This is a genomic window from Terrabacter sp. GCM10028922, from assembly GCF_042666095.1.
Classification (GTDB): domain Bacteria; phylum Actinomycetota; class Actinomycetes; order Actinomycetales; family Dermatophilaceae; genus Terrabacter.
In genome coordinates, this window is record NZ_JBHTFG010000036.1 from 368,328 (window position 1) to 393,681 (window position 25,354).

General features: G+C 69.2%; 21 protein-coding genes. 8 read left to right on the forward strand and 13 right to left on the reverse strand.

What is annotated here, in order from left to right; all coding sequences use genetic code 11:
* Nucleotides 1–16 precede the first annotated feature (16 nt).
* The gene (locus ACFQU3_RS24235; RefSeq protein WP_385914692.1) at nucleotides 17–1,867 is read left to right on the forward strand and encodes a TIM-barrel domain-containing protein; all 1,851 of its coding nucleotides are present in this window, start codon (nucleotides 17–19) and stop codon (nucleotides 1,865–1,867) included.
* A gap of 56 nt (nucleotides 1,868–1,923) precedes the next feature.
* A complete protein-coding gene (locus ACFQU3_RS24240; RefSeq protein ID WP_385914695.1) occupies nucleotides 1,924–2,913 on the forward strand; it encodes a glycoside hydrolase family 43 protein in 990 nt (329 codons plus the stop codon).
* Here ACFQU3_RS24240 and ACFQU3_RS24245 read toward each other — a convergent pair.
* Nucleotides 2,900–3,298 carry a hypothetical protein gene (locus tag ACFQU3_RS24245; protein ID WP_385914697.1) on the reverse strand — a complete coding sequence of 133 codons (399 nt, stop codon included), beginning with the start codon at nucleotides 3,296–3,298 and terminating at the stop codon, nucleotides 2,900–2,902. The genes ACFQU3_RS24240 and ACFQU3_RS24245 overlap by 14 nt on opposite strands.
* A 77-nt stretch (nucleotides 3,299–3,375) precedes the next feature.
* Nucleotides 3,376–4,254, reverse strand: a complete 879-nt coding sequence (locus ACFQU3_RS24250; RefSeq protein ID WP_385914699.1) for a phytanoyl-CoA dioxygenase family protein — start codon at nucleotides 4,252–4,254, stop codon at nucleotides 3,376–3,378.
* A 126-nt stretch (nucleotides 4,255–4,380) separates the two neighbouring features.
* Here ACFQU3_RS24250 and ACFQU3_RS24255 point away from each other — a divergent pair, with 126 nt between their 5' ends.
* Entirely contained in the window at nucleotides 4,381–5,241 is an 861-nt protein-coding gene (locus ACFQU3_RS24255; RefSeq protein WP_385914702.1) for a helix-turn-helix domain-containing protein, read from the forward strand.
* A 186-nt stretch (nucleotides 5,242–5,427) separates the two neighbouring features.
* Complete coding sequence (locus ACFQU3_RS24260; RefSeq protein ID WP_385914705.1) at nucleotides 5,428–5,829, forward strand: hypothetical protein; 402 nt, start codon at nucleotides 5,428–5,430, stop codon at nucleotides 5,827–5,829.
* Nucleotides 5,830–5,901: 72 nt separating this feature from the next.
* Here the strand turns inward: ACFQU3_RS24260 and ACFQU3_RS24265 are convergent, their stop codons facing one another.
* The 6 genes from ACFQU3_RS24265 to ACFQU3_RS24290 form a co-directional block, all read right to left on the reverse strand.
* On the reverse strand, nucleotides 5,902–9,030 hold the full coding sequence (locus ACFQU3_RS24265; protein WP_385914708.1) for an NAD-glutamate dehydrogenase domain-containing protein: 3,129 nt from the start codon (nucleotides 9,028–9,030) through the stop codon (nucleotides 5,902–5,904).
* 167 nt (nucleotides 9,031–9,197) lie between these two features.
* The gene (locus tag ACFQU3_RS24270) at nucleotides 9,198–10,340 is read right to left on the reverse strand and encodes an FAD-dependent oxidoreductase (RefSeq protein ID WP_385914711.1); all 1,143 of its coding nucleotides are present in this window, start codon (nucleotides 10,338–10,340) and stop codon (nucleotides 9,198–9,200) included.
* A complete protein-coding gene (locus tag ACFQU3_RS24275) occupies nucleotides 10,341–11,186 on the reverse strand; it encodes an amino acid ABC transporter ATP-binding protein (RefSeq protein ID WP_385914714.1) in 846 nt (281 codons plus the stop codon).
* A gap of 5 nt (nucleotides 11,187–11,191) precedes the next feature.
* A complete protein-coding gene (locus tag ACFQU3_RS24280) occupies nucleotides 11,192–12,142 on the reverse strand; it encodes an amino acid ABC transporter permease (protein WP_385914717.1) in 951 nt (316 codons plus the stop codon).
* Nucleotides 12,143–12,146: 4 nt separating this feature from the next.
* Nucleotides 12,147–13,088, reverse strand: a complete 942-nt coding sequence (locus tag ACFQU3_RS24285) for an ABC transporter substrate-binding protein (RefSeq protein ID WP_385914720.1) — start codon at nucleotides 13,086–13,088, stop codon at nucleotides 12,147–12,149.
* Between the two features lie 247 nt (nucleotides 13,089–13,335).
* Complete coding sequence (locus tag ACFQU3_RS24290) at nucleotides 13,336–14,031, reverse strand: GntR family transcriptional regulator (RefSeq protein WP_385914723.1); 696 nt, start codon at nucleotides 14,029–14,031, stop codon at nucleotides 13,336–13,338.
* A 209-nt stretch (nucleotides 14,032–14,240) separates the two neighbouring features.
* On the opposite strand from ACFQU3_RS24290, the gene ACFQU3_RS24295 reads away from it, so the two are divergent.
* Genes ACFQU3_RS24295 through ACFQU3_RS24305 form a run of 3 tightly spaced genes read left to right on the forward strand, consistent with a single transcriptional unit; the run spans nucleotide 14,241 to nucleotide 17,738 of the window.
* Nucleotides 14,241–14,915, forward strand: coding sequence for a haloacid dehalogenase type II (locus ACFQU3_RS24295; RefSeq protein WP_385914725.1), 675 nt, complete (start codon nucleotides 14,241–14,243; stop codon nucleotides 14,913–14,915).
* A 28-nt stretch (nucleotides 14,916–14,943) separates the two neighbouring features.
* Complete coding sequence (locus tag ACFQU3_RS24300; RefSeq protein WP_385914728.1) at nucleotides 14,944–16,221, forward strand: NAD(P)/FAD-dependent oxidoreductase; 1,278 nt, start codon at nucleotides 14,944–14,946, stop codon at nucleotides 16,219–16,221.
* Nucleotides 16,222–16,235: 14 nt separating this feature from the next.
* On the forward strand, nucleotides 16,236–17,738 hold the full coding sequence (locus ACFQU3_RS24305) for an aldehyde dehydrogenase family protein (protein WP_385914730.1): 1,503 nt from the start codon (nucleotides 16,236–16,238) through the stop codon (nucleotides 17,736–17,738).
* 96 nt (nucleotides 17,739–17,834) lie between these two features.
* On the opposite strand, the gene ACFQU3_RS24310 is transcribed toward ACFQU3_RS24305, so the two are convergent.
* From ACFQU3_RS24310 to ACFQU3_RS24330, 5 genes are all read right to left on the reverse strand, one after another.
* Entirely contained in the window at nucleotides 17,835–18,533 is a 699-nt protein-coding gene (locus ACFQU3_RS24310) for a GntR family transcriptional regulator (protein ID WP_385914733.1), read from the reverse strand.
* 172 nt (nucleotides 18,534–18,705) lie between these two features.
* Nucleotides 18,706–19,959: an aspartate aminotransferase family protein gene (locus ACFQU3_RS24315; protein ID WP_385914736.1), complete on the reverse strand. Its 1,254-nt coding sequence runs from the start codon at nucleotides 19,957–19,959 to the stop codon at nucleotides 18,706–18,708.
* Nucleotides 19,956–21,452, reverse strand: coding sequence for an NAD-dependent succinate-semialdehyde dehydrogenase (locus ACFQU3_RS24320; RefSeq protein WP_385914739.1), 1,497 nt, complete (start codon nucleotides 21,450–21,452; stop codon nucleotides 19,956–19,958). The genes ACFQU3_RS24315 and ACFQU3_RS24320 overlap by 4 nt, the downstream gene beginning before the upstream one ends.
* Nucleotides 21,449–24,433 carry an FAD-binding and (Fe-S)-binding domain-containing protein gene (locus ACFQU3_RS24325; protein WP_385914742.1) on the reverse strand — a complete coding sequence of 995 codons (2,985 nt, stop codon included), beginning with the start codon at nucleotides 24,431–24,433 and terminating at the stop codon, nucleotides 21,449–21,451. Before ACFQU3_RS24325 ends, ACFQU3_RS24320 begins: the two co-directional genes overlap by 4 nt.
* Before the next feature lie 4 nt (nucleotides 24,434–24,437).
* The gene (locus tag ACFQU3_RS24330; protein WP_385914744.1) at nucleotides 24,438–24,560 is read right to left on the reverse strand and encodes a hypothetical protein; all 123 of its coding nucleotides are present in this window, start codon (nucleotides 24,558–24,560) and stop codon (nucleotides 24,438–24,440) included.
* A gap of 106 nt (nucleotides 24,561–24,666) precedes the next feature.
* Between ACFQU3_RS24330 and ACFQU3_RS24335 the strand changes: the two genes are divergently transcribed.
* Nucleotides 24,667–25,350: a GntR family transcriptional regulator gene (locus tag ACFQU3_RS24335; protein WP_385914746.1), complete on the forward strand. Its 684-nt coding sequence runs from the start codon at nucleotides 24,667–24,669 to the stop codon at nucleotides 25,348–25,350.
* Nucleotides 25,351–25,354: the final 4 nt, after the last annotated feature.

Sequence of the window (25,354 nt, forward strand, 5' to 3'; positions counted from 1 at the left end):
GAGCGTCAGCGGCGCGGTGGCACGACTGAGCACGGGGAAGACGGTCGTGGTCGCCGAGGAGGAGGAGTACTACGACTGGTCGACCGGGTTCGGGACCAGCAGGGTCCACCTCCGCTTCGAGGACGCGAACGGGACACCACTCCTCGAGGACATCGGCGACGGTGGAGCCCTCAAGCTGACTCCCCGCGAGTACCGCGACCGCGACGGGACAGGGACCAGCCTCAGGGTGTGCTTCCAGTCGCACCCGGACGAGCGCCTCGTCGGGATGGGCATGTACCAGCAGGAGATGCTGGACCTCAAGGGGTCGACGCTGGAGCTCGCGCACCGCAACTCACAGTCCTCGGTCCCGTTCGTGCTCTCGAGCCGCGGCTACGGCTTCCTGTGGAACCTCCCCGCGGTCGGCCGAGTCGTCTTCGGGACCAACCGGACCGAGTGGCATGCCGAGCTGGCGCGCCAGGTCGACTACTGGGTCGTCGCCGGCGACACCCCGCTGGAGATCGCGGACGCGTATGCCGAGGCGACCGGACGCGCTCCGATGATGCCGGAGTACGGACTCGGCTTCTGGCAGTCGCGACTGCGGTACTGGAACCAGGACCAGCTCCTGGAGGTCGCACGCGAGTACCGGCGTCGCGAGATCCCGCTCGACGTGATCGTCGCCGACTTCTTCCACTGGCCCGAGATGGGCGACTGGCGGTTCGAGGACGAGTTCTGGCCCGACCCGACCGCCATGGTCGACGAGCTGCGCGACCTGGGTGTCGAGCTCATGGTCTCCGTGTGGCCCCAGGTCTCGGCGGGCTCCGAGAACTTCGCGCGCCTGCGCGACGAGAACCTGCTCGTCACGACCCGGCGCGGCATCGACGTGCAGTACTTCTTCGACGGCCGGTACACGCGTTTCCTCGACGTCACGGAGCCGCGCGCGCGGGCGTTCCTGCGCGAGCGCCTGACACACAACTACGGCAGGCACGGCATACGCCTCTTCTGGCTGGACGAGGCGGAGCCCGAGTACGGCGTCTACGACTTCGACCACTACCGGTACGCCGCCGGCCCCGGCGCCGAGGTCACCAACCTCTACCCGCGCGACTTCGTCCGGGCGATCGCCGAAGAACCCATCCAGTCCGGGCAGGCGCCAGAGGTGTCCCTCGTGCGCGCCGCGTGGGCCGGCTCACAGAGGTACGGCGCGCTCGTGTGGTCGGGCGACATCCACTCGACCTTCGCCGATCTTCGCGCCCAGATCGCCGCCGGCATCCACATGGGCGCTGCCGGGATCCCTTGGTTCACAACGGACATTGGAGGTTTTGCCGGCGGTGACCCGGAGGACCCCGCGTTCCGGGAGCTCGTGGTGCGGTGGTTCCAGCTCGGCGCGTTCAGTCCCGTGATGCGACTCCACGGCGACCGCAGGCCGAGCACCCCGGTCCACACGGCAGGCGGGGAACGCCGGCTCAACACCGGATCCGGCAACGAGGTCTGGAGCTTCGGGCCCGAGGTCGAGCCCATCCTGGTGTCCTGCATCGCGCTGCGCGAGGACCTGCGCGCCTACACCCGCACGGCGATGCGGGCCGCCCACGAGTCCGGAGCGCCGGTCATGCGCGGCATGTTCTTCGAGTTCCCCGACGACCCGGCGACCTGGACGATCGGCGACCAGTTCCTGTTCGGCCCCGAGATCCTCGTCGCACCGGTCACGCACGCCGGAGCTCGGGCTCGCAGCGTCTACCTCCCTGCCGGCGCGAGCTGGACCGAGGCCAGCACCGGCACGACCTTCGAGGGCGGGCAGACGGTAGAGGCGGCAGCGCCCTTGGATGTCGTCCCGGTGTTCGCGCGCACGGCTCACGCGCTCGCGCTGCTCGACCGCCTCAGGAGACGCGCGTGACTCCCCTCGAGGCCCCAACCGTCCCATCGAATCCCCCACAAGGACAACCGAGCTGAATGAAGTCCAACGGAATGCCACGGCGCCACACCGAGTACGCGGGCTACCTCTACGCACACTTCAAGCGCGAGTCCGCCGACGGCGAGCAGATCCATTTCGCCTTGAGCGAGGGCAACGACCCGCTGCACTTCGAGGACCTCAACGGCGGCAAGCCGATCCTGTACTCCACCTTCGGCGATTGCGGAGTCCGCGACCCGCACATCGTCCGCTCCCCGCAAGGCGACCGGTTCTTCCTCGTCGCGACCGACCTGCGCCTCCACGCCAGCCTCGACTGGGACCGGCACCAGCGCTGGGGCAGTCGCTCGATCGTGGTCTGGGAGTCGACGGACCTGGTGAGCTGGGGGCAGGGCCGACTCGTCGAGGTCGCACCGCCCGAGGCCGGCAACACCTGGGCCCCGGAGGCGGTCTGGGACCCCGAGCAGGACGCCTACCTCGTCCACTGGTCCTCGACCCTCTACGACACCCCGGAACACGAGGGCGAGAGCTACAACCAGATCATGTACGCGACCACTCGGGACTTCCGCGAGTTCTCCGAGCCGCGCGTGTGGATCGACCGTGGTTGGCACACGATCGACACCACGGTGATCGAGCACGACGGCGTCTACTACCGCTTCCTGAAGGACGAACGCAGCCGCGGCGGCGACGCACCGCTCGGCAAGTCGGTGTTCTGCGAGTCCTCGACCTCTCTGACTGCCGGTGAGTGGAGGCCGCTGGCTGAAGGCATCGGTCTGGGCACCATCAGCCAGGGCGAAGGCCCCCTGGTGTACAAGTCGAACACCGAGGAGAAGTGGTATCTCTGGATCGACGAGTTCTCGTCGGAACGCCGTTACGTTCCCTTCGAGACGACCGACCTCGCCGCGGGCGAGTGGAGCCCCGCCAAGGACCACCGGCTGCCAGTAGACCCCTGCCACGGCGTCGTGCTGCCGGTGACCGCCGACGAGTACGAGCGGCTCAGGACCGCATGGCCGGCGAGGGTCACGCCGCGCTGATGCCGACCAGCCGCTCGAAGAGGTACTCGTACGGCAGGTAGCCCACGTCGTACTCCTCGCCCCGGGGGTGGGCGATCAGCTGCGACATCTGCAGCAGCCGCCATCCGTCCAGCAGCGCGTCCAGTCCTGTGGTGTAAGGCGGTTCGTCGCTGTCGCCCGTCGTCGGACGGGACCGGCCGGTCCCGTCGTAGCGCGTCCAGCCGATCACCTCCGAGTCGAGGGCCGACGTGCCGAGGTAGAGCACGAGCAGCTGCTGGCGAACGTGCGGGGTGGCCGAAGGCGTCGCGAACGACTCCTCGACCGACATCGTCGGGGTCGGGGTCGGGGTCGGGGTCGAGGTCGAGGTCGAGGTCGGGGTCGGGGTCGAGGTCGGGGTCACGGTCATGGGGTGGGCTCCTTGTCGCTGTGGGGCATCGTCGTTGTCGGGCGTCGTGAGTGAGCCGGCGGCGGCTGGCGTCGACATCAGCTGCCCCACCCGGCCGCCGCCCGGCTCGCGCCGAGCCTGACGTCCGTGGCACCCGGAGCGACGAGCTGCGGTCGTAGCGTCTCGCGGGTCAGGTAGTAGTCGATGTCGAAGTTCTGGTCGCCGGTCAACACCCGCCACAGCTTGGCCCGGTTGACCAGCTCGAGCCTGCCCTCGTTGGCATCGGTCCACCCGAAGGTCGTGGTGAGCTTCCGCAACACCTCCGGGGAGTCGATGTCATCGGTGTTCCACAGCCGCAGCTGACGCACCGTCGGGTTGAACCGGATCTTGAACATGTACCGGGGCCGGTCGGAGTCGTTGCGGCGGCCGCCGTGCCAGATCCCGTGGTGGAGCAGGACCACGGTGCCGGCCGGGCAGGTGAGCCGGGTCTGGCCGGCGAGGTTCTGGTAGCGCCCGATGCCGGTCTGGTTGATACGACGCAGGTGGGTACCGGGGACGCTGAGCGTGCCACCCTGCTCCAGGCTCACCTCCCGCGGGTAGTACATGAGCTGCACGTCGAAGGCGTCGGTTCGGGTGTCGAGGATGGCGTCGCCGTGCAGGTTCTGCGCCTCACCACCGCGGGGCGGCCGGATGTGTACGGCGTGGTGGTCGATTACCGGGTTGGGGCCAACCAGGCTCTGCACCGCACCGGCGACCGCGGGCAGGTCGAGCAGCTGCCGCACGAAGCTGCCTGCCGGGAAGACCGCGTCCACCGGCGTTCCATAGGGGCGCCCCTGGACACCGCGGTCGAGCACCTCCTGCGCCCGCCGGTTCAGGTCGTCAGGCACCACCGCCTCCAGTGTGAAACTGCCGTGGGAGACGAAGTGCGCCATCTCCACCGACGTCATCAGGTGCTTTCGGTCGACTAGCTCGGTCATCGCTTGGGTCACTCCTTGCGCGTGGGTCAGGCCGCCGAGGACCCGGCGGCCATGGAAGCCAACGCTAGGGGCGACGAGTCGCGGTTGTCGTGGTCGGCGTCCGGCAACTAGTGGTAGAAATCCCGCATGATGCAGGGCGAACTTCTCGTCGACCTCAGCCGTCCACCGCTCGTCGTGGGGTTCGGTCGGGCGACGCACGGCCGATCCACGCTGACCGACGTGTTCCAGCTCCCCGAGCTGTGGTCCCTGCACCTCTACGACTACGTCGCGCAGCTCGAGGTCGACGGGACGAGCTACCCCGTCACGCCCGGGTGCGTCACCCTGGTTCCGCCGGCATCGTCCATCCGGTACCGCTACCGCGGACCGTCCACCCACCTCTACGCCCACCTGGCCATGGACCCTGGTGGGGTCCAGCACAACCGCGACCTCCCGCCCGCACCGTCACGGCTGGCCGTGCTCATGTCGCCAGGAACCGACCTCCCAGCCGTCACCGACCTCATGGAGTCCGCGGTCGCCACCGCCGCGGTGCACCCCGAACGCGCTCGGGCCGACGTGTGGATGGTGCTGCTGCGGCTGGCGGACCGGTACCGCCAGCAGGTGGGAGAGGACCCCGCAACCGAGTACGTCCGCGCAGCGATGGCCTACCTCGAGTCGCGGCTCGGCGAGCACGTCACCGTGCCGCAGGTCGCCGAGGCGGTCGGGATCTCGCCGCACCACCTGACCCGGGTCTTCGGGATGCAGACCGGCCGGACGGTTGTCGGGTACCTGCGGCACCGGCGGGTGGAGCGCGCCCACCATCTCCTCACCAGCAGCACGATGTCGGTCGCCGCGATCGCAGCGGCCGTCGGGATCCCCGACCTGCAGGCGTTCAACAAGACCTGCCGCGCAGTGACCGGCCGCTCGCCGCGCGCGCTGCGCGCCCAGGAGTCCCCCCACGTCCATCCGAGGCGCCTCGCGCCCAATCCCTTTGATCCCAAAGCCCCCTGATTCGGTAGCGGCGCATCCCGAGGCGCCTCCCGGTATGCCGCCGGGCCCCTTCACGGTGGGCAGCCGGGCCCTTGCCCGCGTTCCGCCGAAGCACCCACGCGACCGAACAGCGAGGTGGACACTGGGATCGACAGGGAAGGAGAACCCGGGGGCAGAGAGAACACGGAAGAAGGCGGGAAGATCCTCATGGCACACACTCGACTCGCGACCGCGCTCAGCGCCGTCCTCATGCTCGCCGGCGTCGCGGTCGCAGCGCCCGCCTCGGCGGCCAGTGGGCCACTGGCCGGCACCTGGACCTCGATCGACACCGATGGCAGCAACCAGACCCTCGACATCATGGGGTCGGGAGGCCACGTCTACTCGATGATCTACGTCGACGACGCCGCCACGAGCGCCTGCAACGGCAACCCCGCCATGATCACCGGGCCTGGCATCGTGGACGGTGACGTCCTGGTCATGAACGGGACCCTCACCTGCCTGCCGGGAGGAAACGTCTTCCGGTCACGCCTCACTGTGAGCTTCGTCCATGACAGCTCGACCGACACCCTGACCGACGACTTCGGGATCGTCTGGCAGCGTGAGGGCTGACCCGGCATTCTGCTCTCCCCGGTGAGTGACTGGACGTGGACCCGCGCCCACCTGCGACGTGCTGCATCGTGATCACCCGCGGGCGCTCACGGCGTGGTGCAGGTCCCGGAGCACCTGCACCCCGACCGTGAGCATCGCGACGTCGACGTCCTCGCTGCCGGCCAGCCCGGCATAGGCAGAGTGGGTGCGCGCCAAGGCATCCCGGTGCTCGCGCGTCCAGGTGGCCAGCCCGCCCGCTGCGAGCACCTCCGTCGCGATCGCCACGGTGAGCGCCGCCAGCTCGTCACTGAGCGCAGCCTTCGCCAGCTGGACCCAGTGCGGGTCCGCCGAGCTGATCGAGATGGTGGCGTAGAGCCAGGACAGTCCGAGCGTCTCCCCGATCCCGGCGTAGGTCGCCTCGAGGTCGACGACGTCGAAGCCGCTGTCGAGGGCGGCAGAGGCCAGGCACAACGCCTCCGGCATCCGGGACACGGCGTGACACCCGGTCAGCAGGTCGTCGGGGACACCGAGCTGGGCGAGCGTCGCGAAGGGCCGGCCCCAGGGCGCCACCTCGTCCAGGGGCGGCGGTGAGGTGGCCATCCTCTCGCGGAGGCGGGTCACCGGGTCACGGAACACCGCCGCCTCGCTGTCGATCGCTGCCAGACTGCTGTTGCGGCGGACCAGCCAGGATGCGTTGTACTCCAGGGCCCGCTCGAGCGCATGCCTGACCGGGATCGTGGGGGCGACCGGGTATGGAGCCAGGCCGTCCCACAGGTCGTCCAGCCCCAGGAGGTCCTTGACGATCATGATCGCTCGGATCGCCTGGTCCGTGGTCGCGCCGGTGCGGTCCTCGACGCGGTAGATGAAACCCGGGCCGACCCGGTCGATCAGCTCGTTCGCCAGCCGCGTCGCGATGATCTCGCGCCCCAGCTCGTGCGACGCGATCTGCTCGGCGTACTCCGAACGCACAGGCTGCGGGAAGTAGCCGCCCAATGTGTCCACCACGCCGGGGTCTTCGGGGATGTCACCGTCCAGCAGCAACTCGTGCACCAGGTTCTTGGCGTGCGCCAGGATCACTGCGATCTCCGGCCGGGTGAGCCCGCGACCGGTCGCCCGTCGCCGCTCGATCTCCTGGACGTCGGGCAGATGCTCGCGGGCGCGGTCGAGACCGTGCTCGGCGAGGTTGTGCATCACCTGGTCGTGCCGGTCCAGCAGGGCCGGGCCGTATCCTTCGACGACGCTGATGGCGAGCACCTGCCGCTCGCTGTCGGCCAGGACGTCGCGCACGACCTCGGCGGCGCAGGCCTGGAGAATTCGATTCCGCTTCGTGCGGTCGATGAGTCCCGCCTTCTCCACCGAGCGCAGCAGGATCTTGAGGTTGACCTCGCGGTCGGAGGTGTTGACGCCCGCGACGTTGTCGATGAAGTCGGCGTTGAGGCGTCCGCCGGCCAGCGAGTACTCGATACGCGCCGCCTGTGTCAGCCCCAGGTTGCCGCCCTCGCCGACGACCCGGCAGCGGAGCTGGTCGGCGGTGACCCGCACCCGGTCGTTGCCCCGGTCCGACACGTCGGCATCGGTCTCGTGCGATGCCCGCACATAGGTGCCGATGCCGCCGTTCCACAGCAGGTCCACCGGCGCCCTGAGGATCGCCTGCACCAGCGCGTCCGGCGACAGCACCTCGGCGTCGACGTCGAGCGCGGCTCTGACCTGCTGAGACACCGCGACGGACCTGCCCGACCGCGGATGGATGCCTCCACCCGGCGAGATCAGGGCAGCGTCGTAGTGCTCCCACGACGAAGCCGGCATGGCCGCCAGCCTCGCGCGTTCGGCGAACGAGGTCTTCGGGTCGGGCTCGGGATCGAGGAAGACGTGCCGATGGTCGAAAGCGGCGACCAGGCGGAGACGGTCCGAGAGAAGCATGCCGTTGCCGAAGACGTCTCCGGACATGTCACCGATGCCCACGGCCGTGAACGCGTCACGCTCGGGATCGATCCCGAGCTCGGTGAAGTGTCGGCGTACCGCAACCCAGGCGCCGCGTGCGGTCACGCCCAGCTGCTTGTGGTTGAAGCCGGCCGACCCACCAGAGGCGAACGCGTCGTCGAGCCAGTACCCGGCGTCGACGGACTCCTCGTTCGCCAGGTCGGAGAAGGCCGCGGTGCCCTTGTCCGCAGCCACCACCAGGTAGGGGTCGGGACCATCGGCGAGCACCGCCCCGGCCGGATGGGTCACCCCGTGCTCGGTGACGTTGTCGGTCACGTCCAGCAGGCCGCGTACAAAGACCCGGTAGCAGCGGCGTACCTCACGGGCCGCGTCAGCGGGGGCAAGCCCGGCCAGGAACGCCTTGACGACGAATGCGCCCTTGGCACCGGCCGGGACGATAAGTGAGTTCTTCACCTGCTGTGCCTTGGCGAGCGCGAGCACCTCGTCCCGGTAGTCCTCGACGCGGTCGGACCACCGCAGCCCGCCGCGGGCCACGGGCCCGTACCGCACGTGCAGGCCCTCGACGTCGGGGTGGTGCACGAACGTCTCCACCTTCACGGCGGGATCGGTCGCGAACGGCAGCCTGGCCGGGTCGAGCTTGAACACGGTCGTGAGCGGCGGCCTGCCATCACTGCCACGACGGAAGTAGTTGGTGCGGGTGATCGCCTCCAGCAGGCCCGCGTACCAGTCGAGCACCCGGAACTCGTCCCGGGTCGTGGCGGCGTCGGCGTACTTCGCGAGCCTGCTCTCAGCCGACGAGGGGCCGTCCGGGTCGAACCGTTGCTCGAACACCTCGACCCAGTGCTGGACGAACTCGCGGTGGCCCGACAGGATCCCGCGCACGTACGACCGGCTCGCGCCGAGCCCGGCCTGGCGGAGGTACTGACAGGCCGCACGCACGAGCTGCACCTGCCTCGCGTCCAGATGGGCCTGAAGCACCAGGGACGCGAAGTCGTCCCGGTCCACCGTGCGCTCCCAGGCGGCCGTGAACGCCTCGGCGAGCCACGGCAGCACCTCGTCGAGGGCGGGGTCCTCGACCCGGAAGAACACGAAGCTGTCCGCCGACTCCTCGGGCCGATGATCGGTCAGGACAAGTCCGAGGTGCTCGAAGAGAGGCAACACCTGCGCCAGTGGCGGCCTGCCGGCCGGCCAGCCGACCATGCACCTGAGCCGGGACTGCTCGACCTCCCACTCGACGCGCGGTGGCGATGCGGGTGTGGTGTGTATGTCGGCAAGGGCCATGACCGCCTCCGCGACCAAGGCTATGACCACTGCGTGATCACCGTCGAGGTATGCCGGACCGGGTGGCGAGGAGGCGCGGCGGCGTGGAGCGTGTCCGCAGCCGGGTCGAGCACCACGCGTGAGACGCCGCGGCCCCACCTGACAACAGGCAGGGCCGCGGCCGGCGGTCAGCCTCGAGAGGCGAAACGAGCCGGACGGAGGAAGTCCAGTCCGTCCATGGACGGTCCTTGCCCCGACGCCTCGGAGGCGGCGATGGCCCCCAGGGCGGACGCCATCTTGAAGCCCGCCCCGGAGAACCCTGTCGCACAGTAGATGCGGTCGCTTCCCGGGAGCGGTCCGAGCAGGCCGGTCTCGTCGGAGGTGTAGAGGTCCGGGTAGGCATCCGACCTGACGATCTCGGGGACCAGCCCCGGCAGGAACTCCTGCACCGTCTCGACCGATTCGTCGATCTCGGCGTGGCTCAGGTCTCTGGGCATCGTGGCAGGGTCCGCCGTCGGCTTCCCACGCCCGTCCAGGGTCGCCTTGACGCTCACCCCGTCGACCGTCGGAGCGCCGTACAGGGAGCGGTCACCGGAGACTCGGATGAAGATGGGGAACGCCTCGGGCGCGAACTGCTTGGCGTCGCGGGCAGCGAACCAGGTCAGGAAGATCCGCTTCGGTTGCACGTGTCGCTGCAGGAAGGGAGGCAGTACCGCGCCTGACCCGCTGCCCGACGCCACGATCACCCGGTCGAACGTCCAGCTGTCGGTGTCGGTCGTGACCCGCACTCCGTCGGACAGCTCGGTGACCTCGCGCACCTGCGCGTCCCTCACCACCACCGCGCCGTTCTCGCGAGCGACGTCGACCGCGGACAGGACGGCCCGATCCGTGCGGAGGAACCCCGCACGGGGGTCCAGGATGCCGCTCTCACCGGGCGACAGCTGGTGCTGCGGATAACGGCGCGCCATCTCGTCGCGGTCGAGGATCTCGTGGGGCGCCCCGGTGCGCCTGATCGAGTCCAGCAGCGCTGGGAGGTAGGGACCTTCCGTCTCGCCGATCGACAGGCCTCCGCACTGGTTCAGGATCTCCTGTCCGGACTCCTCCTCGAGCCCGCGCCACAGGCGTTCGGCCAGCTGGAGCACCGGGTAGAAGTTGTGCTCTCCCCGGTAGGTCATCCGGAACAGGCGGCTGTCGCCCCCCACCGCACTCCGTGGATGCGCCGGCGACACGGCCTCGAAGCCCACCGGTGCGAGGCCGAGCTTCGAGGCCTGCCACAGCGCCATGCTGCCGACGCTGCCGACGCCGACGACAGCAAGCTGACCATCCGACATTCACAGCACCTTTTCGAGGAACTTCTGGGTGCGCGCCTCTCGGGGGTTGCACAGCAGGTCCTGGGGTGGGCCTTGTTCGACGACGAGGCCGCCGTCCATGAACATGACGGTGTCGGCGACCTCCTTGGCGAAGCCCATCTCGTGGGTGGCGACCATCATCGTCATGCCGCGTTGGGCCAGGTCCTTCATGACGGCCAGGACCTCCCCGACGCGTTCGGGGTCCAGGGCGGACGTCGGTTCGTCGAAGAGCATGACCTGCGGGTCCATCGCCAGGGCGCGGGCGATCGCGACGCGTTGCTGCTGCCCGCCGGACATCTGCCACGGGTAGTGCTCGCCGTGCCCGTCGAGCCCGACGCTGGCCAGCAGCGACTCGGCCCGTTCGCGGGCCTGGCGTTTCGCGGTGCCCTTGACCAGGACCGGGCCGGACATGACGTTCTCGCGGGCGGTCATGTTCGGGAACAGGTTGAACGACTGGAACACCATCCCGATCCGGGTCCGTTGCGCGGCGATCTGCTGGCGGGTCAGCGCCTGGTAGCTGCTCTGCTCCTCGCGGAAGCCGAGGTCCTCGCCGTTGACCCGCAGGATCCCGCGGTCGATCTCCTCGAGCCCGTCGACACAGCGCAGCAGGGTCGACTTGCCCGACCCGCTGGGCCCGATCAGGCAGACGATCTCCCCGCAGCGCACGTCCAGGTCGATCCGGTCCAGCACCACCCGGTCCCCGAAGCTCTTGCGCAGGGCACGCGCGTACACCGTGCCCACGCCATCCACCCCGCCCTTGGCCGGGTTGGTGGGGTTGGTTGTCACGCTGGTGGTCGGGTTGGTGGTCACGTTGGTCATGTCGGTCATGTCGGTCACCTCGCCTCACTGGTCAGGGCCGCGTCCAGCGGCAGCGGGGGCTGCCCGGCGCCGGTGGCCACGCGGGACTTCGAGCGGGAGTACTTCTTCTCGATCAGCGACTGCGGGTAGCTCAGCGCCAGGGTCATGACCAGGTACCACAGGCAGGCCACGATCAGCAGCGGGATCGTCTGGTAGGTCCGCGCGTAGATCAGCTGCACGCTCTGCAGCAGCTCGGCCACCCCGAGCACGCTCACCAGCGAGGTCTCCTTGAACATCCCGATCACCTGGTTGCCCACCGCCGGGACCACGCTCGGCATCGACTGCGGGATGATGATCCGCCACAGCTTCGTCCGCCCGCTCATCCCGAGCGAGTCCGCGGCCTCGAGCTGGCCCTTGTCCACCGAGGCGAACCCGCCCCGGATGATCTCGGCCAGGTACGCGGCCACGTTCAGCGACAACCCGACGATGGCCGCCGTCGTCGCGCTCATCAACGCGTTGACATCGACCGCCTGGGAGATGTCGGTGAACGGGATCCCGATGCTGATGTTCGGGTACAGCGCCGCGATGTTGAACCAGAAGATCAGCTGCACCAGCACCGGCGTACCCCGGAAGAAGGTGATGTACCCGGAGGCCAGCAGCCTCACCGGGCGCACCTTCGAGACCCGCAGGATCGCGATCACCAGCCCCAGGATGGTGCCGAAGACCATCGTCAACGCGGTCAGCACCAGCGTCAGCACCAGCCCCTTGAGCACCGTGGCGGCGGTGAAGTACCGGCCCACGACGTCCCACTGGTAGTTCTCGTTGCTCACCAGCGTGTACGCCACGCCGCCCCCGACCAGCACGCAGAGCGCCCAGCCGGCGTACTCCAGCACCCCGCGGCGGTGCACCCGCCGTTTCTCGGTAGCCTCCACGCGACCCACCTCCTGGCTCGGCGCCTTCGGCGCAAGATTGATGGTCGAGGCCATGGCGTTACTTCAGCAGCTCAGAGGTCGGGATCGCGCCGGTGCCCAGGCCCCACTTCTCCAGCGTGGCCTTGTACGCCGGGCCGGCCATCAGTGACTGCATCGCCGCGTGCAGCGCCGGCGCGAGCGGGGAGTCCTTCGCCACCCCGAGCGCCACGATGTCGTCGCCTTCCTTCTTCTTGTACTGCGGCGAGACCAGCTCGAACGCCTGCGGCTGCTGCTTCGCGGCCCAGCCCATCTGCGAGGTGTCGGAGAAGACGCCGTCGATCCGCTTCGAGGCGAGCTGGGTCAGCGCGCCCTGGACGTTCGGCAGGACCACGGCGTCAACCGCTTCAGCGCCGTTGGTCTGACACGTCTTCGAGATCTCGGGCACGTAGGTCTCCTGCTGCGTGCTGCCGGTCATCACTGCGATCTTCTTGCCACACAGGGACTGGTCGGCCAGGCTCAGCTTCAGTGGGTTGCCCTTCGCCACGACGAGGGACGACCCAGCCGCCCAGTACGTGATCATGTTGAGCACCTTGAGCCGCTCCGGGGTCGGGCTCATGTTCGTCGCGGTGAAGTCGTAGCGGCGAGAAGCGATCCCCGGGATCACGCCGTCCCATGTCACATTCTTGACCTCAACCTCAAGCCCGAGCTTCTCACCGAGCAGGTGGGCGATGTCGACGTTGTAGCCGATCGGCGTCTTGTTGTCCTCAGCCAGGAACGAGGTGGGCGGGTAGTGCAGGTCCGCGGCCATCGTGATGCTCCCACCCTTCTGCAGGTCCGCCGGCAGCAGCTTGACTGCCTCGGGGTCCGGCTGCACGTGAGGCAGCGAGCCGGCAGGCGCGCCGTCGGCCCCGGCGCTGGCGCCGCCGCTGGCGTCTGCGCCGCCGACCGATCCACACGCGCTGATCGTCATGACCAGCGCCGCCCCCGAGGCGACTGCGGCGAGTTTCGTTGCGACTCTCATGATCGTTCCCTTCAAGCTGTTGGACGTGTCGGTCAATGGAAGCACGTCTGCAGCCGATTGTCGACAATCTGCCACCAGAAAGTTTGAAGATTTCTCCCTCGCCCCGCCGGTCATCGACCGCCGCCCGGGAAAAGCATGACGCCCGCACCATCCCCGTGACCAGCGGTTGCTGGTCAGTCTCGGGTGGGCGGGCGTCCGTGGGTGGTGGCAGTGGCGTCGCGCTCACTGCAGCAGCATCTGGGCGAGATCAGTCGGGGCGGCGACCGTTCCCGGTGGCCCTGGCCGGCGGGGCGGTGAGGTGGCCTGCAGCCACCGTCAGATGGTCGTGGACGGCCTTGACGGTTGCATCTTTGTCACCACTGGCTATCGCGTCGGCGAGCAGCTCGTGATCGTCGATCACCTCGTCACCCGAAGGCAGGGCGAGCTCGAGCCTGTTGATGCACGTCAGGGTCTGCGCGGAGAGGATCGAGTACGCGTCGACGAGGCGCGAGTTGCCCGCTGCCGCGACCAAGGTCATGTGGAAGTCGAGATCTGCGGCAGAGATCTGACGGCTGTCGCCCCGTTTTACGGCTACACGAAGCTTGTCCAGCACGGTCCGCAGCCCATCCACGGCGCGGGCTCGTGCTCCCGGCCCACCCTCCACGATGCGGACCGCCGCATGGCTCTCGATGGCGCACCGGGCGTCGTAGATCTCCCAGATGTCGGACGCCGTGAAGCTGACCACGGTGACGCCCTTGTTGCGGGCTGCAACGAGCAGCTTCTGCTGCACGAGCTGCTGAAGTGCCTCTCGCACGGGGGCGCGGGACACTCCGAGCTGTTCGGCGATCCGTGCTTCGGCGAGCTGTTCGCCGGGCCTGAGCGCGCCCTCGATGATCATCTGTCGCAGCTCGTCGCTGATGCGGTCGGACGTCGACTTCCGCTCCAGCAGCTTCAGACTGCTCAATCCGGATACGGCCACGATCTGCTCCCCTCGTTTCAGGGCGGACGCCGTCGTGGGTCGCAGACGTCAGCCGTTCGTATCTTCATTCACTCAATAGTAACTTGTCAACAGCGGATTGGCGACGGTCGACAATCGGCAACTGCTGGGTTACGATCCATCAAGCGTCCTCGGACACATGCCACCCGCTCAGCACTCACCCGACAGGACTGAAGATGCCCACCACGCTCGACCGTCCGAAGTACGTCTCGTTCGACTGCCTCGGAACGCTGATCGACTTCGAGATCGCCAGCACGACCCGGCGCATGCTCGGCGAACGACTGACCGAGCCCCAGATCCAGGTCTTCCTCCGGCAGTTCAGCAAGTACCGGTACGACCAGGTGTGCGGTGAGTTCTACGCGTACGAGCAGGTGCTCCACGACGCCTACGCTCGCACGTGCGCCAAGTGGGGTCTCGACGTCAACGAGGATGCCGGCAAGCAGCTGGCCGCCGCGGTGCTCACCTGGGGTCCGCACGCCGACGTGCCCGCGCCGCTGAAGAAGCTCGGCGACACCTTCCCCCTCGTGATCCTCTCGAACGCCGACACCAGCTACCTGGACGCCTTGGTCCCCAAGCTGGGAGCGGACTTCCACGCCGTGTACACCGCGGAGCAGGCCGGCTTCTACAAGCCGCGCTACGAGGCGTTCGAGTACATGCTCGACCAGCTCGGCGCCACGCCGGACGAGGTCCTGCACGTCTCCTCTCACACGCGCTACGACCTGATGCCGGCGGACGACCTCGGCTTCACGAACAAGGTCTTCCTCGACCGGGGGCGCGACCCCCAGAGCCCGGCCTACAACTACACCACCGTGAATTCCCTCGACGAGCTCAACTCGCTCCTCGGGCTCTGACCAGCTGCTGCGAACCAAGGAGAACAAGGTGAAGCTCACTCCCTACTGGCTCGACACCGCGACGCCGTCCGGTGACTATCGACGGAACCCCGTGCCCGAGCGCGCAGACATCGCCATCGTCGGCGCCGGCTTCACCGGCCTGTCCGCCGCGCTGGAAGCGGCCCGGCACGGCGCGAGTGTCGTGGTCCTCGACCAGCACACGGTCGGATGGGGCGCCTCCGGCCGCAACGGCGGGATGGCCACCACCGGTCTCGCTGTCGGGCTCGGCAAGGCGATCAAGCGCTACGGTCGGCAGCAGGCGATCGAGATGTTCGCGGAGTACAACCGCGCCATCGACACCATCGAAGAGCTCGTGAAAGAGCACGACATCGACTGCGACTTCCAGCGCTCCGGCAAGCTCACCCTGGCCATGAACGCCAAGCAGGTCGTCCAGATGCGCAAGACCCAGCAGACCCTCGCCGAGCTGGCCGACTACTCGGTGACTGTCGTCGACAAGCAGGACATCCACAGCGAGATCGGCAGCGACTTCTACGCCGGCGGCATGGTGGATCCGCAGGGGGCAGGAGTGCACGTCGGCAAGTTCGCGCACGGCCTGGCCGGGGCCGCCGCCCGCGCCGGCGTCGCTCTGTGCGAGAACGCCCAGGTGACGCAGCTCGCCGCCCGCCCGGGCGGCGGCCACGCGGTGCACACGACCCGAGGCGTGGTCCACGCCGACCAGGTCCTGATCGCCACGAGCGGCTACACCGGATCGCTGACGCCCTGGCTGCGGCGCCGCACCATCCCGGTCGGAAGCTTCATCATCGTGACGGAGCCCCTTCCGCTCGAGACGGCGCAGAGGATCCTGCCCCGCCACCGGCAGGCCTCCGACAACAAGATGCTGACCTACTACTTCCGCATCACCCCGGACAACCGGCTGCTCTTCGGCGGTCGGGCCAGGTTCGCGCTCTCGAGCCCCGACTCGGACCTCAAGAGCGCCGAGATCCTCAAGCAGGCAATGAGCACGGTCTTCCCCTACCTCTCCTCGGCCCGCGTCGACTACACGTGGGGCGGCCTCGTCGACCTGACCATGGACCAGATGGTCCATGCCGGGCAGCGCAACGGGATCCACTACTCGCTCGGCTACAGCGGCCACGGGGTCCAGATGGCGACGTACATGGGCAAGCAGATGGCCCTGTCCATGGTGGGCCGGCCGTCCCGGAACCTCTGGGAACAGCTGCCGTACCGACCCGTGCCGGGCCACTTCGGACCACCGTGGTTCCTTCCGGTCATCGGCGGATACGCCAAGGTCGTCGACCGATTCAGCTGACGAGGAGTCCAGTCATGTACGCATCAGACCAGTGGGTGGTCACCCACGAGATTGCCAGCAGCCAAGAGCTCGTCAGCGACCCTCTGCCCGACCTGTCGGTGCCCGGGGGAGCGCTCGTGGGCGGCAGCTGGCAGTGCCACGACCTCACGTTGCCGGTCACCGATCCCGAGGACGGCCGCGTCATCGGCTACGTCGCCGACTCGACCCCAGCCGATGTCGCGGCCGCGGTGTCGGGCGTCCTTGACTCCGTCTCGACCGAGGACTGGCCGTTGTGGGCCCGCAGCGAGTCCCTCCACAACGCAGCACGGCTGCTGCAGGAGGAGACGGTCCGGTTCGCGCACCTCATCGCGTCCGAGGGCGTCAAGACCATCGCCGAGGCGCAGCGCGAGGTCGGCCGCTGTGTCGAGACGCTGCGCCTGTCCGCCGAGGCGGGGACCTTCCTCAAGGGAGAGACCATCCCGTTCGCGGCGAGCAGGCGAGGGGGCAACCGCGTCGGCTGGTTCACCCGCGAGCCCGTCGGCGTGATCGCCGCGCTCACCTCCTTCAACGACCCCCTCAACCTCGTCGCGCACAAGCTCGGACCCGCCCTGATCGCCGGCAACGGCGTGGTCCTGAAACCCTCCGACCACACCCCGCTCACGGCTCTGGCCTTCGTCGAGCTCCTGCTCAGCGCCGGTGTGCCGTCCAAGCGGATCGCCGTCGTCTGCGGACGCGCCCAAGCCGGGCAGTCCCTGGTGACCGACCCACGCATCGCCCTGGTGTCGTTCACCGGGGGCCCGGCGACGGCCGCCAGGATCACCGCGGCCGCCGGGCCCCGGAAGATGCTGATGGAGCTCGGCGGCAACAACCCGACGATCGTGTGCGCGGACGCGGTGCGCGCCCACGCCGTCGACGCGGTGGTTGATGGCGCGTTCGGCGTGGCCGGTCAGAACTGCCTGTCGGTCCAGCGCGTCTACGTCGACGCCTCGATCTATGACGAGTTCCTCAGTGAGACCGTCGCGCGCACCAGCCGACTTCGGGTCGGCAGCAAGCACGACGCCGCTACGGACATCGGCCCCCTCGTCAGTGAGGCCGAGGCACAACGCGTCGAGGAGTGGGTCGGGAAGGCCGTCGCGGACGGAGCGACGGTCCACGCCGGCGGGTCGCGCCGAGGCGCCTTCTACGAGCCGACCGTCCTCACCGACGTCCCCGAAGGCGCCCAGGTCCTCACGGGCGAGATCTTCGGCCCCGTGGTGACGATCATCCCCTTCGAGGACATCGCCAGCGCGATCGCGGCGGCGAACGAGAGCGACTACGCGCTCCAGGCAGGCGTGTTCACCCAGTCGGTGGACACGGCATTCCATGTCTCGTCACAGCTGGTCGCGGGAGCAGTCGTCGTCAACGGCACGAGCGACCTGCGAGTGGACTCCATGCCGTTCGGCGGGTTCAAGAGCTCGGGCATCGGCCGCGAGGGCGTGCAGTTCGCTGTCGAAGCCATGACCGAACCGAAGAACACCATCTTCAACCTGGTCTCATGACCCGGGTTCCGGTGCGCGGGTGCGCCTCAGGCGCGCCCGCGCACCTGGACGCCTTGGCGTGACCGCTCGGGGTGGCCGGGGCCCATTGCCATACCGCTAGCCGTTGTCTGTTGCGGCACTGTCCGCGACGCGGCGGGCGATGACGTCACGAACGAGCTCGCGGTTCTCCTCCAGCAGTGCCGTCACCGCCGCGGCAGCCTTCTTCGGGCTTCGCGAGGCGAACGCCTCCACCAGGTCCCGGTGCTCGTGCCTCACCGGCGCGGTGTTCTCGTACTCACGCCGGTCCAGACTCAGCAGGACCAGGAAGTAGCGCAGCTCGACCATCAAGCCGGCATAGAACGTGTCGAGCCGCGAGCTGCCCAGCGTGGCCACGATCGCCTGGTGGAGGGCCAGGTCGGTGTCCACGATGGTGCGTGCGTCGCCGGTCTCGAGCGCCTTCTCGAACCGCGTATGGGCCGTCTCGACCTCGGTCAGGTCGGTGCTCTTCCTGAGACTGGTCGCGGCCAGCCGTTCCAGGTACAGGCGCGCCTTGAAGACCTCGACGATGTCCTCGTCGGTGGGATCCCAGACCACGAGCCCACGGTTGAAGCTGTATCGCACCAGTCCGGAGCTCTGGAGCAGACGAAGGGCCTCCCGCACGGTGTTCCGCGAGAGGCTCAGGGTGCGGGCGATGCCTGCCTCGCTGATGCGTTCGCCCGGGCGCATCGAGCCGTCCAGGATCAGGTTGCCGAGCCCGTCGGCGACCTGCTCAGCCGTGCTTCGCCCGACTACCTCGATGTCTCCGATACCCGACACGCTCGGAATGTACTACAGCCGCACAGTTGAGATGCACAACGGAACGTTCTCAGTGACGTCCCTGAACTGAGGGACAGCCGGACGGATCTCTGACGGACGGCGCCGGTTGCGCGGAAGATGTTGTGCAGAAGGGACTGCCCGGGGCGAGTGGCCGTCGCCCCGGGCAGTCCGGTCACGCGTCGACGAGCTTGAGAGTCCTGCGCCAGGCCTCGACGCCCTCGTCGATCTGCTCGGGGGTGACGATCAGGGGCGGGATGAACCGCACGACGTTGCCGCGCGTGCCGCACGTCAGCAGCAGCAGCCCCTCGTCGATCGCGGCCTGTTGCGCACTGGTGGCCAGGTCGGGTCGTGGGGTGCCGTCTGGATCGACGAACTCGCATCCGACCATCAGGCCGCGACCACGCACGTCTGCCACCGTCTTCGTGTCCTGCGCGATCTCGCGCAGCGCACCGATCAGCCGGACACCCTGCTCGGCGGAGTTCTCGACGAGCCCGTCGCGCTCGACGACGTTGAGGGTGGCGAGTGCCGCCGCACAGGACACGGCGTTGCCGCCGTACGTGCCGCCCTGGGACCCCGGCCACGCCTTCCTCATCAGCGCCTCGGGAGCGGCGATCGCCGAGAGCGGGAACCCGCTGGCGAGGCCCTTGGCCGTGATGAGCACATCGGGAGTGATGCCGGCCGGGTCGTGTCCCCAGAAAGTTCCGGTGCGCCCCACGCCCGTCTGCACCTCGTCGAGGATGAGCGTGATCCCGTGCCGGTCGGCCCGTTCGCGCAGCCCCTGGAGGAACCTGATCGGCGCGGGGAGGTAGCCGCCGTCGCCGAGGACCGGCTCGATGATGAACGCGGCAGTGTCGGCGACCGCGCTCGTGGTTGCCAGCAGGTAGTCGAGCTCACGCAGCGCGAAGTCGACGGTCGTCTCCTCGTCCCACCCGTACCGGAACGCATACGGGAACGGCGCCGTGAACACGCCGGGCATGAGGGGCGCGAACCCGCTGCGGAACTTGGTGCCCGCCGTGGTGAGCGACGCGGCGGCCACGGTGCGGCCGTGGAACCCGCCCTGGAAGGTGATGATGTTGGGCCGGCCCGTCGCCATTCGCGCGAGCCTGATCGCGGCCTCCACGGCCTCGCTGCCGCTGTTGGCGTAGAAGACACTGTCCAGACCTGCCGGCAGGAAGTCACCGAGGCGTTCGGTCAGGTCGAGGATGGGGTTGTGCCGCACGGTCGTGTACTGGCCGTGGATGAGCTTGCCCACCTGCTCCTGCGCAGCGCGGACGACATCGGGGTGACAGTGACCGGTGCTCGTCACGCCGATGCCGGTCGTGAAGTCGAGCCAGGCGCGTCCGTCTGCGTCGTAGACGTAGCTGCCCAGGGCGTGGTCGACGAGGACCGGCGTGGCGGTCGTCAGCAGGGGTGAAAGGGCGGTCATGCGAGGCCTCGCTCTCGGATCGGGATGGCGATGTACTTGACGTCCAGGAACTCCTCGATGCCGAGGCGGCCACCTTCGCGACCCAGCCCGGAGTGCTTGACACCGCCGAACGGCGCCGACGGCGCCGACACGAGACCTGTGTTGACCCCGACCATGCCCACCTCGAGTCGCTCGCTGACGTTGAGCGCGAGGTCGAGGTCCTGGGTGATCACGTAGGCGACCAGCCCCCACTCGGTGTCGTTGGCGGTGGCGATGACCTCGTCGAGGTCGGTGAAGGTCTGCAGGGCTGCGACGGGTCCGAAGATCTCGTTGTTGAGCAGCTCGGAGCCTGCGGCGATCCCCGACAGCACGGTCGGCTCGACGAAGTAGCCACGCCCGGTCACGCTGTTGCCGCCGGAGACGACGGTGGCGCCCTTGGCGACGGCGTCCTCGACCAGGCGCTGCACCTTGTCGCGGCTGGCTGCGTCGATCATGGGCCCGACCTGGACACCGTCCTGGGTGCCGTCGCCGACCTGGAGGGCGCTCATCCGCTGCGCGAGCCTCTGCGCGAACTCGTCGCTCACGGCGGTGTGGACGTAGAAGCGGTTGGCGGCGGTGCATGCCTCGCCCATGTTGCGCATCTTGGCCTGCACGGCCGCGTCGACGGCCACATCGAGGTCGGCGTCGGGCAGCACGATGAACGGGGCGTTTCCGCCGAGCTCCAAGGAGGTGCGCACGACCTGCTTGGCGGCCTGCTGCAGCAGGATCTTGCCGACGGCGGTCGACCCGGTGAACGAGAGCTTGCGGATGATGCCGCCGGTCAGGATCGGCTCGATCACCTCTGCCGCGCGTGAGGTCGTGACGACGTTGAGGACGCCATCGGGCAGGCCGGCCTCCTGCAGGATGCGGGCCAGCGCCAAGCTGGACAGCGGCGTCTGGGGGGCCGGCTTGAGCACCATGGTGCAGCCCGCCGCGATGGCGGGACCCATCTTCCGGGCGCCCATCGCAAGGGGAAAGTTCCACGGCGTGATGAGCAGGCAGGGACCGACGGGCTGACGGACCACGAGGGTGCGGGCCGTGCCGTCGGGTCGGTGGCTGAAGCCGCCGTCGATGCGGACGGCCTCCTCGGCGAACCAGCGGAAGAACTCTGCCGCATACGCGACCTCGCCGCGCGCCTCCGCCAGCGGCTTGCCCATCTCGAGGGTCATGAGCATGGCCAGCTCGTCCTGGCGCTCCATCAGGGCGGTGAACGCCCGGTACAGGATCTCCGAGCGGGTCCGAGCCGGGGTGGCCGACCACGCGGCCTGCGCGTCGCGGGCCGCCTCGGCTGCGGCGACCCCGTCCTCGACGTCAGCGTCGGCGACGGAAGCGAGGACCTCCTCGGTCGCGGGGTTGACGACGTCGGTCGTGGCGCCGCCTGCGGCCGCTCGCCAGGTGCCGCCGATGAACAGCTGGGTAGGCACCGAGGCGATGAGCCGGGTGCTGGTAGCCGCGGTGTCGGTGATCGTGGTCATGCTGGACCTTCCTTCGAACGGTTCTGCGTGGTCGGGGTCAATGCGTCGCTGAGCACCTGAGCCAGGTGTCTGGCCGGCGCCCTCGAGCTCGGTGCGCCTGGTTTGTCTGCGGGGTCGGGGCCTCCGGCGTCACCGGGTCTGTCGGCGGAAGCCGGGCTGGAGGCCAGATGGCTGATCTGGCACTGGCAGCTGAAGCCATCGGCGATGGTGACGGCGTCAGCGGGCAGGCTCGTCAGCTTGTCGGCCAGGTCGTGCCGTGCCACGGCCATGGAGGTCTCGTAGTGCTCCGCCTCGAAGCCGAAGTTGCCAGCCAGGCCGCAGCAGCCCTCGGACTCGGTCACACTCATGCCCAGCCGGCTCAGGACCCGGGTGTTGCTCGCCGCACCGAAGACCGCGTGCTGGTGGCAGTGCGTCTGGGTCAGCGCCCGGGGTGGGAGCTCGGGCGGGGTCCACCCCGCCTCGAGGCGGCTCTCGATCACCGACCCGAAGGTGGTGACCCGCGCCGCGACCCTGCGTGCGGCGTCGGAGTCCACGAGCTCGGGCAGGTCCTTCTTGAGCGCGGCCGCGCAGCTCGGCTCGAGCACGACGATCGGGACGTCCCCCGTCGCGTCCAACGCAACAGCTGCGCGGGTGAGGATTCGACGCGCGGCATCCAGCTGCCCGGTGGTGATCCACGTCAGGGCGCAGCACACGGGTGGAGCGCCGGCCACGGCCAGGCCCGTTGCCCTCAGCACGTGCTCGGCCGCGCCGACCAGCTCGGGACGGAACCCGCGGGTGAAGCTGTCGGTGAACAGCAGGACGTCGGGATGCGCGTCGTGAGCGCGCAAGGCCGCCTCACGTCTCGGCGCGAACCGGGGCAGCGCGCGTCGGGTGGTCACTCCCCCGGTTCGGCTGGCCAGGTGCCGCAGCGGCGTGATGGCCAGAGCCGCGTTGACGAGTGCGGGCGCTCGACCGGCAATCGAGATCCAGCGGGGCAGCCATCCGAGCGTGTAGTGCGACCGGGGCCGCAGCCGGCGACGGTACCGCTGGTGGAGGACCTCGGACTTGTAGGTCGCCATGTCGACGCCGACCGGGCAGTCCGAGGAGCAGGCCTTGCAGGACAGGCACAGGTCGAGTGCTTGGTGCACCTCTTCGGATCGCCAGCCGTCGCTCAGCAGCGTCCCCGTCGTCAGCTCCTGCAGGACCCGGGCCCGGCCGCGGGTGGAGTCCTGCTCCTGCTGCGTGGCCCGGTAGGAGGGGCACATGAAGCCTCCGTGGTCGCTGCGACAGCGGCCGACGCCGACGCAGCGTTGCACGGCCGCAGTGAAGTCCGTGTCGTGGGGGTACGCGAATCCCGTCGGGTTGAGCGCAGCCGAGGTGTTGCGGACGCTCAGGGGCAGCAGGTCGCGCGCCAGGGGCGCCGGGTCGACGATGATGCCGGGGTTGAGTACCGCATCGGGGTCGAACACCTGCCTGAACTGCGCGAACAGGGCGAGCATCTGCGGTGAGTACATCGCTGCGAGCAGCTCACTGCGGGCTCGACCGTCGCCGTGCTCACCGGAGATCGAGCCGCCGTGGCGGGCGACGAGCCGGGCGGCGGCGCGGACGAACGCGGCCATCGCGGACGTGCCATCGTCCGTGGCGAGGTCGAAGTTGATGCGCACGTGCACACACCCAGCCCCGAAGTGCCCGTAGAGCACTCCGGACAGGTCGTGCTCGGCCAGCAGGGCCCGGAAGTCGCGAAGGTAGTCGGCCAGGTTGGCGGGGTCGACCGCAGCGTCCTCCCAGCCGGCCCACGTCTGCGTGGTGGCGTCGGGTCGGGTCGAGAGACCGGCGCCGTCCTCGCGGACGCGCCACAGCGCCGCCCGGTCGGGCAGGTCGGTGACGACCAGCCCCTCCACGAGTCGGCCGTGCGCGCGGAGCGTGCTCAGGAGCTGTTCCGCGGTCGCAGCCAGGTCCTCGACGGCAGCGGCGTCGAGCTCGACGTAGAGCCAGGCCCTGCCCGCGGGCAGGGACGCGACGGACTCGAGACCTCGCCTGGCGATCATGGTGGTCACGATCGCCTCGTCGATGCCTTCGATCGCGGTCGGCTGGAACGGCAGGATCGCTGGCACGTCGGCGGCGGCGTCGACGATGTCGTCGTACCCGAGGACGAGCAGGGTGGTTCGGGTGGGACGCTCGACGAGGGTCAGCATCGCGGCGACGGTCACCGCGCACGTCCCCTCGCTGCCGGCAAGCGCCCGAGCCACGTGGAAGCCGCGCTCCGGGAGCAGCTCGTCGAGGTGGTAGCCGGAGACCTGGCGTTGGATGCGGCCGAGCTCGGTACGGATCTCGGACAGGTTCGTCTGAACCAGACGGGTCAGCTGCGTCGTGAGCTGGGCCGCGTGCTCGACGGCGTGTGCCCCCGCGGGCGAACCGGGCTGGTCGACGGCCGTCACCGATCCGGCGCCGGCGCGGAGGAGGCAGCCATCCGGCAGGACGATGTCGAGCGACTCGACGTGTGCCGACGTGCGGCCCCATCGGACCGAGTGGTTCCCGCAGGCGTCGTTGCCGATCATGCCGCCGATGGTGGCTCGCGAGTGCGAGGAGGGGTCGGGCGCGAACATCAGACCGTGGCCTGCGGCTTCGGCATTGAGCCGGTCGAGGACGACTCCGGCCTGCACGGTCGCGCGCCGAGCGGCCGGGTCGATGTCGAGGATCTCGTTGAGGTGGCGCGAAAGGTCGATGACGACGCCGGGCCCGATGGCGTTTCCCGCCATGCTGGTGCCGCCTCCGCGGGTGGTGACGGGAACGCCGAGGTCCCGGCAGAGGCGGACCAGGTCCTGGACCTGCCTCAGCGTGCGCGGAAACGCGACCGCCATCGGGGGCACGCGATAGTTCGACGCGTCGTACGCGTACATGGCGCGAGCACTGCCTGAGAAGTCCAGCTCGACGTCCGGGCACGCCTGCATCAGTCGTGCCCGGATGGTGCCGCCCCCCTCGGTGGCCGTGAGCGTTCCCACGATGTCAGCCCCGCCAGCTCGCGGCGAGGACCGGCTCGGCAGCCCAGGCAACCTCGGCGAGGCTGACCGCGTCGGGTCCAGCCATCGTCGGGTGGGCTTGTGCGGGCCCCCGCACTGAGTACGTCACCTGTCAACTGTAGAACAGTTGAACTGGAGAGCGCAAGGATAGATGCAAGACTGTAGAACAGTCCTACTGTGGTACGGATCGACGCTGACTGGCGTAGGCTCTGCTCATGGCCCTTGACTTCGCCGTTCGCCGCACCACGGCCGCGCAGCAGGTCGCGGACGGCCTGTCCGAGCTCATCCTCTCGGGCCACTTCGCTCCTGGAACCCGCCTGCGCGAGAGTGCCATTGCGACAGACCTGGGCGTCTCGCGGAACACCGTGCGCGAGGCGGTTCGCATCCTGGAGCTCGGCGGCCTCGTCCATCACCGGGTGAACAAGGGCGCGGTCGTCATCGCACCGACACCTGGTGCCGTGCGTGCCCTCTACGACGCGCGCGGCGAGCTCGAGGTCGCCGCCGTCCGGCAGCCTCGCGGTGCATCAGAGCTCGGCGCGCTCCGCGCCGCCTTCGAGCGGCTGCGCACGGCCGCCGGCACGCAAGCAGTCCACGACATCGTCACCGCCGACCTGGACTTCCATGCCGCGATCGTGGCCCTGCTCGCCAGCAGCCGCATCGACGACTTCTACGCCGACCTGACCACAGAGCTTCGCTTCTACCTGTCCGCCTTGTCCCTGGAGGACCGCGAGCACCACAAGCCGGAGTCCATCGTCGCCGAGCACGCGGCCATCCTCGAGGCGATCGAGTCGGGCAGCCCCGAGCGCGCGGTCGGGCAGGTGCGCGACCATGTCGAGCGGAACGCTCGCCGGGTCTGCGAGATCGTGGCGGCTCGCGAGTCGGCACCTCGGGCACAGTGAGGGC